This is a genomic window from Flavobacterium aurantiibacter, from assembly GCF_002251775.1.
Classification (GTDB): domain Bacteria; phylum Bacteroidota; class Bacteroidia; order Flavobacteriales; family Flavobacteriaceae; genus Flavobacterium; species Flavobacterium aurantiibacter.
On record NZ_NOXX01000181.1, the window covers coordinates 23,126 to 39,234 of the forward strand.

General features: G+C 36.9%; 13 protein-coding genes. All 13 read right to left on the reverse strand.

Annotated features, from left to right (window positions below; all coding sequences use genetic code 11):
- Position 1: 1 nt before the first annotated feature.
- The 13 genes from CHX27_RS06170 to mnmE all read right to left on the reverse strand — a co-directional run bounded on the left by CHX27_RS06170 (position 2) and on the right by mnmE (position 16,027).
- Entirely contained in the window at positions 2-2,674 is a 2,673-nt protein-coding gene (locus CHX27_RS06170; protein ID WP_094485887.1) for a DEAD/DEAH box helicase, read from the reverse strand.
- Positions 2,675-2,683: 9 nt separating this feature from the next.
- A complete protein-coding gene (locus CHX27_RS06175) occupies positions 2,684-4,339 on the reverse strand; it encodes a site-specific DNA-methyltransferase (protein ID WP_094485888.1) in 1,656 nt (551 codons plus the stop codon).
- Complete coding sequence (locus CHX27_RS06180) at positions 4,329-4,796, reverse strand: type II toxin-antitoxin system death-on-curing family toxin (protein ID WP_094485889.1); 468 nt, start codon at positions 4,794-4,796, stop codon at positions 4,329-4,331. Before CHX27_RS06180 ends, CHX27_RS06175 begins: the two co-directional genes overlap by 11 nt.
- A gap of 2 nt (positions 4,797-4,798) precedes the next feature.
- Complete coding sequence (locus CHX27_RS06185) at positions 4,799-5,875, reverse strand: hypothetical protein (protein ID WP_094485890.1); 1,077 nt, start codon at positions 5,873-5,875, stop codon at positions 4,799-4,801.
- 1 nt (position 5,876) lies between these two features.
- Positions 5,877-8,798 (reverse strand): SNF2-related protein, encoded by a 2,922-nt coding sequence (locus CHX27_RS06190; RefSeq protein ID WP_094485891.1) that lies wholly within the window; start codon positions 8,796-8,798, stop codon positions 5,877-5,879.
- The gene (locus tag CHX27_RS06195; protein WP_094485903.1) at positions 8,791-9,078 is read right to left on the reverse strand and encodes a helix-turn-helix domain-containing protein; all 288 of its coding nucleotides are present in this window, start codon (positions 9,076-9,078) and stop codon (positions 8,791-8,793) included. The genes CHX27_RS06190 and CHX27_RS06195 overlap by 8 nt, the downstream gene beginning before the upstream one ends.
- Positions 9,079-9,172: 94 nt before the next feature.
- Positions 9,173-11,395, reverse strand: a complete 2,223-nt coding sequence (locus tag CHX27_RS06200; protein ID WP_094485892.1) for a DUF3987 domain-containing protein — start codon at positions 11,393-11,395, stop codon at positions 9,173-9,175.
- Complete coding sequence (locus tag CHX27_RS06205; RefSeq protein ID WP_094485893.1) at positions 11,373-11,696, reverse strand: helix-turn-helix domain-containing protein; 324 nt, start codon at positions 11,694-11,696, stop codon at positions 11,373-11,375. The genes CHX27_RS06200 and CHX27_RS06205 overlap by 23 nt, the downstream gene beginning before the upstream one ends.
- A gap of 2 nt (positions 11,697-11,698) precedes the next feature.
- On the reverse strand, positions 11,699-12,001 hold the full coding sequence (locus CHX27_RS06210; protein ID WP_243388967.1) for a helix-turn-helix domain-containing protein: 303 nt from the start codon (positions 11,999-12,001) through the stop codon (positions 11,699-11,701).
- Between the two features lie 113 nt (positions 12,002-12,114).
- Positions 12,115-12,873 carry a hypothetical protein gene (locus tag CHX27_RS06215; protein WP_094485895.1) on the reverse strand — a complete coding sequence of 253 codons (759 nt, stop codon included), beginning with the start codon at positions 12,871-12,873 and terminating at the stop codon, positions 12,115-12,117.
- A gap of 2 nt (positions 12,874-12,875) precedes the next feature.
- Positions 12,876-13,982 carry a site-specific integrase gene (locus tag CHX27_RS06220; protein WP_094485896.1) on the reverse strand — a complete coding sequence of 369 codons (1,107 nt, stop codon included), beginning with the start codon at positions 13,980-13,982 and terminating at the stop codon, positions 12,876-12,878.
- Positions 13,983-13,988: 6 nt separating this feature from the next.
- Positions 13,989-14,390, reverse strand: coding sequence for a helix-turn-helix domain-containing protein (locus tag CHX27_RS06225; protein WP_094485897.1), 402 nt, complete (start codon positions 14,388-14,390; stop codon positions 13,989-13,991).
- Between the two features lie 218 nt (positions 14,391-14,608).
- Entirely contained in the window at positions 14,609-16,027 is a 1,419-nt protein-coding gene (mnmE, locus tag CHX27_RS06235; protein ID WP_094485899.1) for a tRNA uridine-5-carboxymethylaminomethyl(34) synthesis GTPase MnmE, read from the reverse strand.
- Between the last annotated feature and the right edge of the window lie 82 nt (positions 16,028-16,109).

Below are 16,109 nucleotides of genomic sequence, written 5' to 3' on the forward strand. Positions count from 1 at the left end.
TTTACCCTTTACACTTCGTTGCTAAATAATTAATAGACACCGTTCTACTCACTTCGTTGTGTGGTAGTATTAAGTACTTCCATTCTTTACCTTGGTTTTCGGCTGTATATTCCGATGCGTATTTACAGAAACGTTCTGCTGCTACTTTTTTTGCCAATACGGTTTCTTCTTCGGTTTGGTCGGAACGTTTGACTTCAAGCATATAAATGGTGCTTTCAGTTTCTACAATAAAGTCAGGTTCATACCTTTTTGAGTTGTTATCCCAATAAATCCTAAATTGATTAGGTGCTGGTCTTAACCACTTGATTACTGTTGCATCATTTTCTAATACAAAGGCTAAATCTTGTTCGGCTTTACTATCAAACTTGTATTCAAAATGACAGGCTTTTTCAAAACCTCTAAATACATATTTAGGAATCATATTCGTAGGGCTTACAATGTCTCGATAGTCTTTGTAGCCTGCATTTACCAATGATGAGAAACTCCATTGCTCTATGCGAATAAAAGGAAACACTCTTGGGGCAACATAATCTGCTGAATGCAACTGAAAGTGCTGTTTCATTTGATTATATACCTTTTCCGCTATGGCTGCTTTGAATTGGAAGATTGCCGAAGGCAATTCTTCTTCGTTGCTTATATTGGCTTTGATAGCTTCGTAGGATTGGGTTGCTAAATGATACAACAACTCGGCATTTTCATCATAATCAATTTCTGGGTAATCAATTAATTCTGCAATGATGAGTTTGATAGGATTACCATACGAACCGCTTGATTTTGCTTTGAGTGTTTCTACTTGCTTATCTTTTAAGCCCATTCGGATAATTTCTTGCTCTAAGGCTTGGAAATTGAATCCTGTAATGTCTAAATCAAATTGTTTGAACTCGGCTCTTGTTTCGCCTTGCACCAAGTCCATACGTGGTATTTCAATGATATTCTTTTTGTATTCAGTTACCATTGTATCATACACCTCTTTGGCTTCTGCTACAATTTGAGCTGCAAATAGATTTCCTTGACCTTCAGATAGGTTTTTCTCTACTTGCCGTATTACTTTTCGCTTTACCTCCTCTTTACTTAAATCTTCTACTCGTCTAACTTCGGGTAAACTGCCAAAATCAGGAAGTACATTGATTATTGCTTTTTTAGCATCTAAGTTGTTTTGTGCCTTTTGCTTGTCTTGTGGGTTGACAATGACATTGATTTTCTCTTGCTCCTTTACAAAGGTTTGCTCCATCACTGGCTGAGAGGTAACTACTACGGTTTTGGTAGATAAATCTTCTTCGGTTATTTCTACAAAACTCATTTTGTTTAATACCGAATTAGGGTCTTGGGCTGCCTCGATAACAGCATTGAAGTTTTCGTGTGCTACTACCGTTAATTTATCAATTTTATCTACTCCTGTTCGTTTGCCCTCATAAGGTAATCTTAATCCTCTACCAATAGTTTGTTCTACCAAAATACCTGCATTGGCGGCACGAAGTGGCACAATGGTATAGAGGTTGGTTACATCCCAACCCTCTTTGAGCATATTTACGTGGATAACAATTTCTATTTCATTATCTGGACTTTCTAAAGAAATAAACTGTTGTTCAATATCTTCTTCTTTTTTGGTTGACGAATCTATTTGTAACACTTTGCCTTTGTATTGTCCATCATAAAACCCATCTGTATTGATGAGTTCGTATATTTCTTTGGCGTGGGATATGTCTTTACAAACTACTAAAATGAAAGGTTTTACCAATTTCACTTCGTTGTTTTTGGAATAGATTTCCAATTCGTTCTTTGTGTCTTGGTGTATGCTTATGGCATCTTCTAATTTGATGATTTCAACTTCACGATCACTTAAAGAGCCTTTTTGGAAATTCTTACGAGTGGCAATAGCCGGGTTCTTTACATATTTACCATCTGACAAGGCTTGGGCTAAGGAATATTCAAACACTATGTTTTTGAATTGCTTGCCCTTCTCATCAAATGGGGTTGCTGTCATTTCTATACCTAAAATGGGCTTTAGCTCATTGATGGCATTTTTAGAAGCATCTGCGTGGTAGCGGTGTGCTTCGTCCATTAGAATGACTAAATCCTCCAAACCTGATAAATATTCCCAATACGATTGCCCTAAATACTCGGATAGTCTTTTGATTTTTGGGGCTAAACTTACTCCGCCTTGTCTTGTACCTCTGTTATCGGAATTGAACTTGGCAATATTGAAAATATTGATGCGAATTTCGGAATCTGAAAATAATGCACCTTGTTGAGCATAGTTGTCGCCTGTAATTACTACGGGTCTATTGTGTACAAATTCTGATATGCCATTAAACACATATTTGTGATAGGCAGGATTGCCAAAATCTTCTATGAGTTTGTCGTAAATAGTAAGGTTGGGAGCTAAAATGAAAAAGTTTTTTACACCTTTTTGCAAGTATAAATAAGCTACAATAGCACCCATTAATCGGGTTTTACCTACACCTGTGGCAATAGAAAAAGCAATGGAAACAAAGTCCCTTTCAAAGTCTGTACAAGTAGGAAAATGAGCCTTTACCTTTTCTAATTCTGCTGCTAAATCAACTTCTTTTTTTAGCTCTAATTCTTGACAAAGTTGAGCCACAATATCGAGTGAATCTTGAAGCGGTTCACGAAGTGATAAGCGTTGTTTTATATTATTGGCAATTGTATTCATATCCTAATTTTAAAATAATGAGGTTTGGTCGTCTGACTTATTTTTATCTCTAATGGCTTGTACGCTTATTTCTTCAATACTATCTTCTGCATCTTCATTGCTAGCATCCACAGGTATATTGATAATATTTAAGCTATAATCTTCTTTACCATATTCGCATCTGCCTAAGAGCATTAATGGAATTTTCTTAATGGTGATGTTGCCAAACTTACCTTTGCATTCTTTTTGGAAAGACTTACAACAAATTAGCAATGTTTCGCCTGGTTGCATTTCGTCTTTAATGCTGTCTAAGGCTTCTACGGTAAGGAATTGGGTAGTCGTAAAAATAAAATCCTGCTCACTACTTTGCCCTTGTTTCCAATAGGTGCTTTCGTGGGGTTGGTATTTAAAACCCTCTTGCTTTGCCATAGCTGCTGCCAACATATCGGCATTATACTCTTGGCTAATCACCCAATTGCCAAACTTATCTTGCTTTAATAAACTGGGTGCAAGCGTGTAGAATTTGAAACCACCTCCACCTTGCCAGTTTACAGCTTTGCTGATGCCGCCTTGCTCGCCATCTACTACTTGTTTTAGCCTTGGAAAACAATGCGTTTTGGCGTGTTCACCCAATTCTACGCCTATGTAACGTCTACCCATTTTGTGAGCTACTGCAGCAGTTGTACCAGAACCGAGGAAAGAATCGAGAACGAGGTCGCCTTCGTTGCTTCCCAACATTAAAACCCTTTCGAGTAAACGTTCAGGTTTTGGCGTTCCGAATGGGTCATCAGGAAATAAATCTTTTACCTCTTTTTTTGCTTGTTGATTATCCCCAACTTCATCTCTCCACCAAATAGTTAGAGGTGTAATACCATCTTGAACTTCTGTTAGGAATTTTTTGATTCGTGGCACATTGTTACCATCTGCACCAAACCAAATACGGTTATCTTCAACTAACTCTTCATATCGTTTTAAACCAAATTGCCAACTTCTTCCCTTTGGTGGCCAGAATTTATTACCATTGGGTGATTGGATTTCATATATATAAGCATCAGATGGCGTCTTTACTTGTATTGGTTGCGAAGCCCAAGGGCCTCTTGGGTCATTATCTAAATTTTTGTAACCCTTGTTTTGCTCTTCAGTTCTCGGTAGAAGATTTAATTGAAATTTATCTCGGTTTTTACAATAGACAATAACAAAGTCGTGATTATCCGAAAAGAATTTTGCATCATTACTTCGGGTATGTTTTTTATGCCAAATAACACTTGCTATGAAATTTTGCCTTCCGAATATCCCATCACACATTACTTTTAAATAATGAGCTTCATTATCATCAATACTTATCCAAATAGAGCCATCATTACTTAAAAGGTTTCTCAAAATATCCAATCTCGGCTTCATCAAACTCAACCAAAGCGAATGTTCTACGCCATCATCATAATGCTCAAAGGCGTTGCCTGTATTGTAGGGTGGGTCTATATAAATACACTTTACTTTGCCTGCATAGTCTTGTTCAAGGGCTTTTAAGGCAAGGAGGTTGTCACCGTGTATGAGCATATTGGGGCTGTTGGGGTCGCCATAGCTATACTCGGGATTTTCTATTAGAATACGAGGTTCGAGCTTAGGTTCTTCGCCTTTGCCTATCCAAGTGAGTTCGAGTTTTTGAAGTTGTTTTTTATTGCTCATTGTCGTTTATATTTTGATTAGCTAAATGATTCATTTTAGCCTGTATAATTTTCATTTTTAATTCTTCCGAATAGTCATACTCATATAAAATAGAAGTAACTATCTCCTTTAATAAATCTCGGTCTATAATATTATCTGCAACATCTACCACAATATTTTCCATTTCTAAAATGAATTTTGACACTAAGCCTTGAAGGTTGTTTACCGTAAGAAAATAAGCTGCTACAGCAATAGAAGATCTTTTATTGCCATCATTGAAACAGTGATTTTTGTTAAATGAAAAAATGAGATGCGTTACTTTATCTTCCAATTCTGGGTAATAAAAGTCGTTTTGAACGTGGTCAAGCGTGCTGTCAATTAACCCATTATCTCTAATACCCATAAAGCCACCTGATTCACGAATAATATTATCGTGTACCTCAATTGTAAATTCAACTGTAAAGTATTGAAACGCCATCTTTATCTATCTTTTAAGCGTTTAAAAACTTCTAACAATTCAGGATTTTCAATTACCCTATCAATTAAAGACTTGCTCTTATCACCAAGAAAACGGCTGTAATCCTCTTTACTTAAAGCTCCAATGTAGTTTTCAAGGCGTTTGTGAATAATATTACGCAAACCATAGTCACGAGAAGCCATTTTGGTACAAGCATCTTCAATTAGTGGTATCCAATGCCTTTTCTTTGAAAATCGCATTATTAAGACATTCAATTCAGAGGGTGTAAGTTTTCTGCCTAAAGATTCTGCTTTTTCCTTCATTTCATCAGCAATACCAACCTCAAAAGATGCTATTAGCTTTAATACTTCGGCATACATTGTATCTCTTGGATTGTCTTTTTCCTCAAGATTTAATATAGCCTTGTATTCTTTTGCATTTTCTTTAAAAATGGCTTGGTAGATGGCATCTGTGTAAACCGCATATTTGTAATTGCCCATTTCTAAATACAGGTTAAGAGCATTGGTAAACTCTTTTCTGTATATAGGTTCTCGGGTAATGGCTACTAAAAACTCCTCATCCCTTTGATTTATGAATTTAGTTGACCCTCCAATTTTTTGGTTAAGTGTATCAATTACAATATCTAAAATCTTACTTCTTAACCTTTTGGCATTTTCACTCTCGGAGAGAAGCATTGCAATATTTAAAAAAGCCCTGAAATTGAATACCGCCAAACTTTTAAGTCGCTTAAATGATTGATTATCAGCACCTTGTTTTGACAGAGGGAAATCAGTTTCCTTCTGTGAAAGGTCGTCAGCAGAAGTAAGTAATGGGCCGAATAAGTCCTTAAACTCTTTCAATTTTTGACCCTTAATCACTTGATAACCATTGTGTTTTACTTCATCTTCATTTTCGTTAAGAATATTTGTTAAAGTACGAGTAGTAACATCAAAAAAATCAGCAACCATTTTGGAAGTAAAAAGATATTCGCCTTCATATAAAAGTCCTACTAATCCGATATGAACTTGTATTTTCTCAATTGCCTCTGTATTGTTGAGAATATTTTGTCTGTCTATTGCAGATTTTGTTAAGTCTTTCATATTAAATCATTTTCCATTTTATGGTGAATAACTCTGTGGTGTTAACTTCTTGCTTTAAGCGTCTTTCAATCTCATCTAATAGGTTTTCCTTGCGGTCGTCTATAGTGTCTTGAGCTTCAAAAAGGTGTTGGCGTTTTTCGCTTCGTTTCTTTTCTAAATCTTTAATGGCTCTTTGGGCTTTAACTTTGGCTTCAAGATTGAGCATTTTTTTAGCTTCGGATTTACGGAGTTTGATTTCTGCATCTAAGTCCTTTATTTCCTTATCCAAACTCAATTTCATATCATCTGCCCATTGGTCGAGTTTGTCCATTTCGGTATCAAAAAAATCTTTGTTACGGTTGGCATTGTCTGCAATAACGTTTTGCGTTTCGCTGTACAATACTTCTACTAAGGTCTTTTTAATATCCTCTGGTGCATAAAGCGTTTGCTCTTCCGTAGCTTGAATAGAAAAGAAACGTTGGGCTATTTCATTGTCAATGTTTTCACCATTATCTGTAATGCAAGCCGTTATTAAAAAATCCTCAAACTCAAAAGAATTGATTTCTAAATGACTTACCTGTAACCAACCCGATTGCCCAATGAATTTTTCCAATGCTGTTACTTTGGTTGGAGTGTTGGAATAATCAAAGGTTAATTCTTTTGTTACGGTATTGAGTTGCTTACAAGCTCCTAAAATGGCTTTTGCCAACTTATGACCTACACGATAAATATTGGTATCATCAGGCACATCAATATCCGATTTTCGCTGCCCTTGTTTGGGCTTCAAAATCATATAAGGACCTTGATGAATAGAAACATCTGGGAATGGGTTTTTCTTTAATGTAAAAGTGTAGTTTTCATCATCAAACTGGGCTGAGCTGTTTAGATAGAATTTCGTAGTATCCCATAAACGTTCTTCAAAACGGTTTAGGTTTTCAGTACTTTCAAAAAGATTGGTCTTGAGTTTTTCTCTTACTTCTTCATCAAAATTTTCAATGAGCACTTTTCTGGTTTCCTGTACTCTTTCTGAAATATCGGGTTTGAGTTCTTGTTGTAGCTCGTCAAAAGCGGTTTGTATTTCTTCTGTAGTACGGCATTGCTGATAAATAGATGCAATTCTTTTTTCAAAATCAACACCGTTGCCAATACTACCTAAAACTTCATCAGAAGCCCCAAAAACCCCATCAAATAAGCGGAATTTTTGGTCTAATAACTCATAAACACGCTGGTCAGCTGCATTGGCTTTATTAAGGAAATTCACTACTACTACATCAAATTTTTGACCGTAACGGTGGCATCTTCCAATACGCTGTTCAATACGTTGTGGATTCCAAGGTAGGTCAAAATTGATAACTAAAGAACAAAATTGTAAGTTGATACCTTCGGCTGCTGCTTCGGTAGCTACCATTATGGTTGCTTCTTCTTTAAAGTAATCAACAATTGCTGCCCTTTTATCAGCCGTTAATGACCCTGTTAAAATATCAGTTCCTTGATGTTTTTTTAAGTAAGCTGAATAAATCTCTTTCGATTTTGGATCTGTATTACTACCGTTGAATTTTACAACCATATCTGCATAACCTCTTGCTTCTAAAAGATTGCAAATAAAATCCTGTGTTCTTCTTGACTCTGTGAAGATTAAGGCTTTTTGATTAGCACCTAATGATTCCAATGCCTTAAAGCCTCTTTCTAATGCGGTAAAAAGTTGCTCCGCTTTTGAGTTCTTTCTAATGCGTTGAGCCAAGGCTCTGAACTTTTCTAAATCGGCTAATTCACATTTAACTGCTTCAATATCTTCTTCGGTATAAACTACTTCCTCAAAATTGTCATCGGCTTCACTTTCATCTTCTTCTTCGCTTTCCCATTCGTCTTGAATTTCATCATAGGTTTCAAAATCAATGGCTATTGTATTTTCTTCCTCAATAGCGTTGTGATTCGAAATGATATTTTCTAAGCGTTTAACTAAGGCATCTAAAGTTCCATAGATAGCATAAGTAGATGAAGCTAATAGCTTGCGGAGTATTAAGGTCATTAATTGCCTTTGACTGAAAGGCAAAGCATATAATTTTGGTCTTTGCAAATAGTCTGTTACCCAATTGTAAAGCGTTGTTTCATCTTCATTGGGGAAATACTCCTGAACTAAAGGTTTACGCTCAGTGTATTTAATATACTCTAAAACTTGTCTTCTTAGCGTACGCTTGCAAATAGGCTGTAAACGGTTTCTTAAATCAGTATAGTTTTCTTCATCAATATTTCTGCTAAACTGACTTTTGAAACTTTTTAAGTCGCCAAAAATGTAGGGGTCAATAAGGCTAACTAAGCCGTATAACTCTAAAATAGAATTTTGCAAAGGTGTTGCGGTAAGCAACACTTTTTTGCAATGGTCTAAGGCATCTTTGATGCCGTTGCCTATTTTATTTGAGGGTTTATAAACATTGCGTAAGCGGTGTGCTTCGTCAATAATTACTAAATCCCAGTTAATATGTTTAAGATAAGGTGCTTTGTTCTTGGCAAAATGATACGAGCAAATGATAATCGTATCTTCTTGATTAAATGGGTTTAAATTACCCTCTTTAATTAAATTGTTAAAAGACTTTGCTTCAAGAATAACTGACGGCAAATAAAATTTATCTGCTAATTCTCTGTTCCATTGCTTACGCAAGTTAGATGGACCAATAATCAATAATTTTCTTTTTCTTTCTGCCCATTGTTGCGATAATATGATACCGGCTTCAATGGTTTTCCCTAATCCAACCTCATCAGCCAGAACAGCACCTTTTGATAATGGTGATTTAAAAGCAAAAAGTGCCGCTTCTACTTGATGAGGGTTTAAGTCAACTTGAGCATCCTGTAAGGATGCGGTAAGTTTTCCAATGTCGTTGGCTGGTAATTGCCTTGTTAAATCATAGGCAAAATATTTAGCGTGGTATGCTGATAAATTATTCACCTATAATATTTTTTAATGCTATTCTTATTGCTTTTTCTGCTTGCGGTTCACTTTCTACCAAATGAGCAACTTGGTCTGCTAACCACAAGGCAATTAATTCTTCTGGATTGATTTTGAATAATTGAGCAAGAGCCAAAACGTGTTCACGTTTTGCTGTTTTTTCGCCTCTCTCAATTTTACTCACAAGAGCTGTGTCAACATCTAATTCAGCCGCAATGTGCCGAAGTAACATTTCCTTTTCTTCTCTTGTATTTCTAATTAAATCCCCGAATTTGTTCATAACTAATGTTTGTTTGAAATCAATTTGTTGATTATTGACAAATATACAACAAACAAAAGAAAAACGAACAAAAAACAATAACGACTTTTCAACACTAATTCACTTTTCGATAAAAACCTGTCTTTGGCTTTTCTAATAGCATTGGTACAGAGTTGTTTAAGAAATCATCTACTGACCTTTCGGATAAACCTAATTTTAAGCCAATGGCAACTGCTTCTTTGCGTTGAAATTCTTGCGGAAGCTGGTCTAATAGATGTTTTTTGTTGTTTGGCATTTTGTAAATTGTAGGCTCTTTTTGTTGTTCCAAATTATTGAACATTAAAAGACTGTGTTGTAAATACACATCTGAAAGCATCAAAGATGCTTGAAAGTCGTCATCAGAACAGGTTACATCTTTTGAGCAATCGCCATTTTCGAACTTCCGTAGAGCTGTGAATATCATACAAAAACGATACAGAATTAATCCTAAACGAAATACTACACTTGCTGCATCCTCTCCAGTGAAAATGACAACATTTTTGAGCTTGTCGAAAAAAACTTGGTTGAGTTTATTCCATTGCACTTGGGTTAAAAATACTTCTGTTGGGTATTGATTTAAGAAATCGACAATTAGCAAAACTTGTTTTGATAATGCTTCAAAGTGGTCGTTGTAAACAATTCCGCCTGGTCTCGGTGATGGGTCTTGCCAAATGATTTCGTTTTTGAACGCATAAAATATAAAACGACTGAATAAACCATCTTCTGCCGAAGCGATTAGCTTAGGCACTTGGGCAGGTGTGCCTGACAAGGCCACCGCCAATTGAGGGTGTTTTATTTCTAAAAGTTCACGGTTGGTTTTTCTTGCTGCTGATATTTTTTCGTGATGAAATGCAGCTCTCATTATGTGAGAATAGTTTCCCCAATCTTGTTTGTTCGCTCCACTCATTGCATCTGCTTCTGTTTCGCAAATGATACCTCTGCCGTCATTGTCTTGTAGTATTTGCATCATCATTGCTTGGCTACAATCGGCAGGAATAAATAATAATTTGAAAACAGGCTCTTTTGGTTTTTCAGGTATTGGGTCGTCTTTCTTCCTTTTACTCAATTGGGCTTTGTATTCTATCATTTCATTTTCGTGTTGGTCTTTGGCTTGTTTGCTGCTTTCCACCATTCTTTCGTGGATTTTATCGCCTAATCTTTTTGCATTTTTCAAAACACCTTTGCCACTTGCTGCCGGTGCAATAACAAAAGAAAACAAATGCGGATAAACTCTTTCTTGATGATATACACCTTGAACATCGGGCAAACAACCACTAATGATACATAAGGCACTGGTTAAAAAAACATCTCTTTTGCGAGGGTCATTTTCAAAGGCTCTTGCACCTTCTCGAAACAAATCAGGCATTAAATTGATGGCTTCTATTGGAATGGTTGGGGTTGTTTTTAGATAATCTTCGGTAGTGTCGTTTATGATTTCTTTCTTTTGCGAAACTGCAAGTTTTGCAAACTTGCCAAACTCTGCGGAATTATTTTGATAAGCACTTTCTATTGATTTGCGTATTTCGGATTGGTTTTCGTGGTAGAAATTTGATGTAATCAAATTTTCTGCCTCTGGGTGTGGAATACCTCTACGATTGCAATTACAAGCTAATTGATAAATATAGTTGTTGCGGTTTCCATTGTTGTAGGTCAGAATGTTGTTAGTGAAACTAACACATTCATCAAAAATGGTGTTGTTCGATTTTTGAGCTTGCTCAAAAAGAGGTTCGCTTAAAGGAGCTTGCTCCTGCAAAGCAATATTAAAAGTGCTTGCACTTTCATTTAAAAAGGCGTTTGTGTCGTTAGACACAAAACAAAGCCTTGTAATGTCTTTACATTTTGGATCAGCTTCAATATTTATTTCCTTTTCATAAAAGGCTTGTACTTGCTTATAGGTTTGCTCGTGGGTGTCGTGGTCTGTATTTACTTTGATAAATACTTTTAAACCATCACCACTTGGGCTTGTGAAACAAGCATAAGTGAAAGGTGTTTTGACCGCAAGGTCAAAAGCCTGTTGTAATTCCTCTGGTGTAAGTTTGTCAAAATCAAGATGAACGAAACCGCTGTAAGAGTTGAGTAACTCTTTTTTTCTGCCGTCTTTAAAAGTAGCTGAAGGCGTGAACGCCAAAAGTTCTTTTTTGAGTTGGTCGGCTCTTTCGGGTTTGCCCATACCTTTTGCCATACGAATAGCATTTATGCTATCGTGATAAGTGCCTGTTTTGATGTTAGAAATAATTGAGGAAAGTGTAACGTCCTCAATAGGCATATTGAAGTTTTTAAATATCGTTACTTTTTCCATCAGTAGTAAATTTTAGGTTAGCCAATTGATTTGCAGGAATGGTGCTTCTGTCAAGAAGTGCCATAATTTCTGAAAGTCGGTAGTAAATTTTGTTACCTACTTGAGAATATCCAATTATGTTTTCTGTACGCCAATAAGCTGCGGTACGCTTGCTTATATTCATAATTTGGAGGAACTCTTGATTGTCGTACCAAACTTGGTCGGGTTCAGTTCTTTGCTTTTGTTTCAAAGTCAAAGAAATATCTTCTAAGCGTTTTTTGATGTCTTGAACCTCTTCTTCGGAAAATCTATAAAAGCTCATAACTATTTACGTTTGTTTCTGATTAAATAATTTGCTGCTGCCGTTTCGATGTCTTCCGAAGTTTCCTGCTTATTCCGCATCAACCATTCGTCTATTTCTTGGCGGTTGAAATAGAGCTTTTTCCCTTGTGGACAAAAATGAGGGATTTGCTTTTGAGAAGTTAGTTTGTACAAATGTGATGCACTGATGTCAAGATATTTGCAGGCATCATTGAATGTGAGTACTTCTTTTTGAAGAAGATTTTGTTCGTCAATTTTTTGTTCTAATTGACTAAGTTTTTCGAGAATTTGATTTACTTCCATCATTTGATATTTTTATGATTACGGAAGCAAAACAAGGCACTATATGAGTGCTATGGTAGTTGCATAGGGTTGTGCAACCCTGTGTTATTTCTTTTATTATCAAATAGTTATGTTATTTATTTTTCTTTATCTTTTTTTGCTCTTTGCATCAAATGGGTGAATTTTCCCTGCCAAAAATCAACTGCATTAAAGTCTGGAACATCAAAAGCGTTCTTGATAGAGTTGGCACTCACATCTTCTTTTTGCTTGGATGAAAAGCTCTCAGCTATGAAGTTGAAAATATCGGTTTTGTGTTTTGCTTCAATGATACCTTCATCATACAAGGCTCTGAATAAATAGGCTATTTCTTTGACAGTAAGATTGGTTTTTAGTTTGTCTTTAGGCTCTTGCTGGGCTTGAATAGAGAAGTCGGCAAATGAACCTAAATAGCCTTTTTTGAAGTCTTGTAGGGCTTGTTCTGTTGCTTCTTGGAATAAGTGGAAGTGTTTCTCATACCATTTGAAAACGTGACCGAAATATTTTTGGTCATATTCAGACATTGAAGAATAATGATTTGGCTCTGAATTTGGAAACCAATAATCTTTCCAATACTGTTCTTTCATAGCTTCAAAGCGTAGCTTTGGGCTATGGGTTTTAAACTGGCTCAATGATACCGTAAGGTATTTATTGATTTCGTTGTTGTTGAGGTGTTGGGTTCTTTTGTAAATGGTCTGAACAAATTCACTCAATAGTGGTCCTTCCATAAATCGGTTGAAATATTCAGGATCAAATTTATACTGTTCCCAAAGGTTGTCAAACTTATGTTTGTACTCAACTGCTTCAATTGAAATTCTCAATTCCAATTCTTCTACTAAAAATATTTGCGGTGCTTCCATACTTATAATTTGATTTTGATTTTGGTGGCAGCTTCTACCTTTTTTTCGTTGATAACCTTTGCGTATATCTCGGTAGTAGAAAGGTTTTTATGCCCTAATAATTTTGAAACTGTGTAAATGTCTGTGCCTAAAGTCAACTGAAGCGTAGCGTAAGTATGACGAGCACAATGGAACGTGATGTGCTTATTAATGCCTGCATCAATTAACCAATCCTTTAAATAGGTTTTGTTCCAATTACCATATTTAAGCCCTGTAAATACTCTTTCCTTTGGTTCTTTTTGTTCGCCTAATAATTCTCTTGCTTCTTCTGCAATAGGTAAGGTTTCAGCTCCGTTTGTTTTTTGCTGACGAAAACGAATAAAGTAACCTAAATTATCAGAGTGCTGAATTTCTGACCATTTTAGCTTCTCAATATCCGACCATCTTAAACCAGTCAAACAAGAAAAAATGAACATACGCTTTAGCGTTTCATTTCGGCAATGGGTGTTGGCTAACTTTTGTAATTCTTCAAGGGTTAAAAATTCTCGTTCTACATCATCCTGTGGGAAGGGTTCTACCTGTTCAGCTGGATTGAATTTGATTAAGCCTTCTTTTAATGCTTGTTTTAGTGCAGCTCTTAATTTATTAAAATAACTGTACTTGGTATTTAGTGAAATGCCTTCACCTGTTTTGGTTTTGGCTTCATAGTCCAAGTAATCTTTGAACCCTTCAACCCATTCTTTATCTAAACGTTCAAACGTAACATCTTTGGGGTTGTATTCTTTAATCAGTATACGAACTGCATTCCAATTGCCGTAATTACCCAAACTGGCTTTTTTCTTTTCTGTAAGTGCATAAAAAAACTCAAAGAAGCTGCCTTTCAATTTCTCTTTATCTCGGAAACCGTAAATACTGTTTTGAACTTCTAAATGTCTTTTGCTTCGGATGCTTTCAGCCAATTCAAGGATTTTTTTGTTCTCGTCCTTTTGGGCTTTGGTTAAACTTCCTTTATCGGGTTCAGGTGTGAGGTATAAACCTAAATGTTCATACTCTCTTTTTCCTTGGTCGTAGTAGTCAAGGTAGAGGGTTATTTTATTCCCCTTTTTGCGTTGTCTTAATGCTATTTTCATACTTCATCAGTTAAAAAGATTATCAATTTCGGAACGTGGTATAATTGTTCTTCTGCCCAATTTGCCAGCTTTAAGTTCAGCCCTCTGAATCATTCTTTGAATAGTCCAACGACTTGCCCCTAATAGAATGGCAGTTTCTTGAACGCTTAAAAATTCTTTATCTCTAAGGTTTAAAAAATTACCTGTTTTGACTGGCAAACTTTGCAGACTTTGCAGGTTTTCGGAATTTGCAGAAGTAACGGATTTGATTTGGTCGGATAGAGTAGTTTGAACCTTCTCTTCTCGCTTTCTTTGTTTGTATGCTCTACTGGCACATTTATGACCACAAAAACGAGTTGTAGTGGTTTGGGCAACAAATGCCTGACCACAATGTTGGCAGAATTTCGGAATTTTAATATTACTACTCATATGTTGCTTATTAGTGCCTGATGTTGCTCGGTGGTGCTAATTGGTGCATTATTTCACCAGTACCTTTTAATATGTGCCTTTGGGCAACAAATTTGTTGTTTGAGCAACAACTGGGCAACAAAAATAAGCAAATAAGTGTAATTGGGCAACAAAAAAGAGAAGAATGTTTGTTTATAAACCCAATAAAAACAAGTAGTTAGAAGACAAGAGAAAGATAACTACTTCCCGATACAAAAATTCGCAAAGATATTTCCCAACAGCTCATCGTTGGTAACCTGACCTGTGATTAAACCAAAGTAATATAAGGCGTCTTTAATGTCGATTGCGAGTAAGTCGCTGCTAATGTTTGATTTAATTCCCGAATCAACGCGTAACATGGCATCGAGTGCTTGTTGCAACGCGTCGAAATGCCGCACATTACTCACCACAGTTTCGTCGCTGCGAATGGCGCCTAGCGCTACTTGCGACTGTAATAAGGTTTTCAATGCCTCTACACCAGATCGTTCGCGCGCGGAAATGCCTACAAATTGTAAGCCCGAAACGCCTTCAAATGTTGTGGTAAAACGGTCTCGAAAAGCAGCCAAAAAGTGCTCCGAAAGGCGGTCGATTTTATTCAAAACTACAACCACAAACTTGTCTGGAAACCGATTCTTTTGTTGGGCAATTTCTGTGAAAACAGCAGCTAAATTGGCTGTTTCTTCCAAGCTAAGTAGGTACAAAACCACTTTGGCTGCGCCGGCTTTTTCGAAAGTTTTCTGTATGCCCATTTGTTCTACAACGTCGGTCGTAACGCGAATTCCCGCTGTGTCGATGAATCGAAAACGGATTCCGCCAATGCTAATTTCGTCTTCTACGGTGTCGCGCGTGGTTCCTGCAATGTCCGAAACTAAAGCGCGTTCTTCGTTGAGTAATGCGTTTAGTAGGGTCGATTTCCCAACATTCGGTTCGCCGATAATTGCAACAGGAACACCAGTTTTCAAGACGTTACCCACAGCAAAGGAGTCTATGAGTCGTTTTAATACAAAAAGAATACGTTGTACGAGCGCTTCAAAGGCTTTACGATCGGCAAACGCCACATCTTCTTCTGCAAAATCGAGTTCGAGTTCAATTAAACTGGCAAAATTCAGCAGTTCTTCGCGTAGCTTTGCAATTTCCGACGAAAATCCGCCTCGCATCTGGTTCATGGCGAGTTGATGTGCCGCAGCGCTGTCCGAAGCAATTAAATCGGCAACCGCTTCGGCTTGCGATAAGTCGAGTTTTCCATTTAAGAAGGCGCGCAGGGTAAACTCGCCGGGTTCGGCCATACGGCAACCGTGTTTTACGGCAAGTGAAAGGATACGTTGTTGAATGTAACTGCTGCCGTGGCACGAAATTTCAACCACATTTTCGCCGGTATAGGAATGCGGACCTTTAAAAAGCGACAACAACACTTCGTCGATAACTTGTTCGTCTTCAATAATATGCCCGAGTAGAATGGTGTGCGATGCTTGTTTGCGTAGGTCTTTTCCTTTTATCGATCGAAACAGCTGTGCAGCAATCGTTAGGGCTTGATCGCCAGAAATTCGAACCACAGCAATGGCACCTACTCCGGGAGCGGTAGCAAGGGCAACAATTGTATCTTTTAGGTTAGCCGACATCTTTTTTGTGCAAAAGTAAGTTATAATTTGCTTGTTTTTTATGCCGGCCGGGCGCATCCGCTGTTGCAACTCCGCGTGCAGC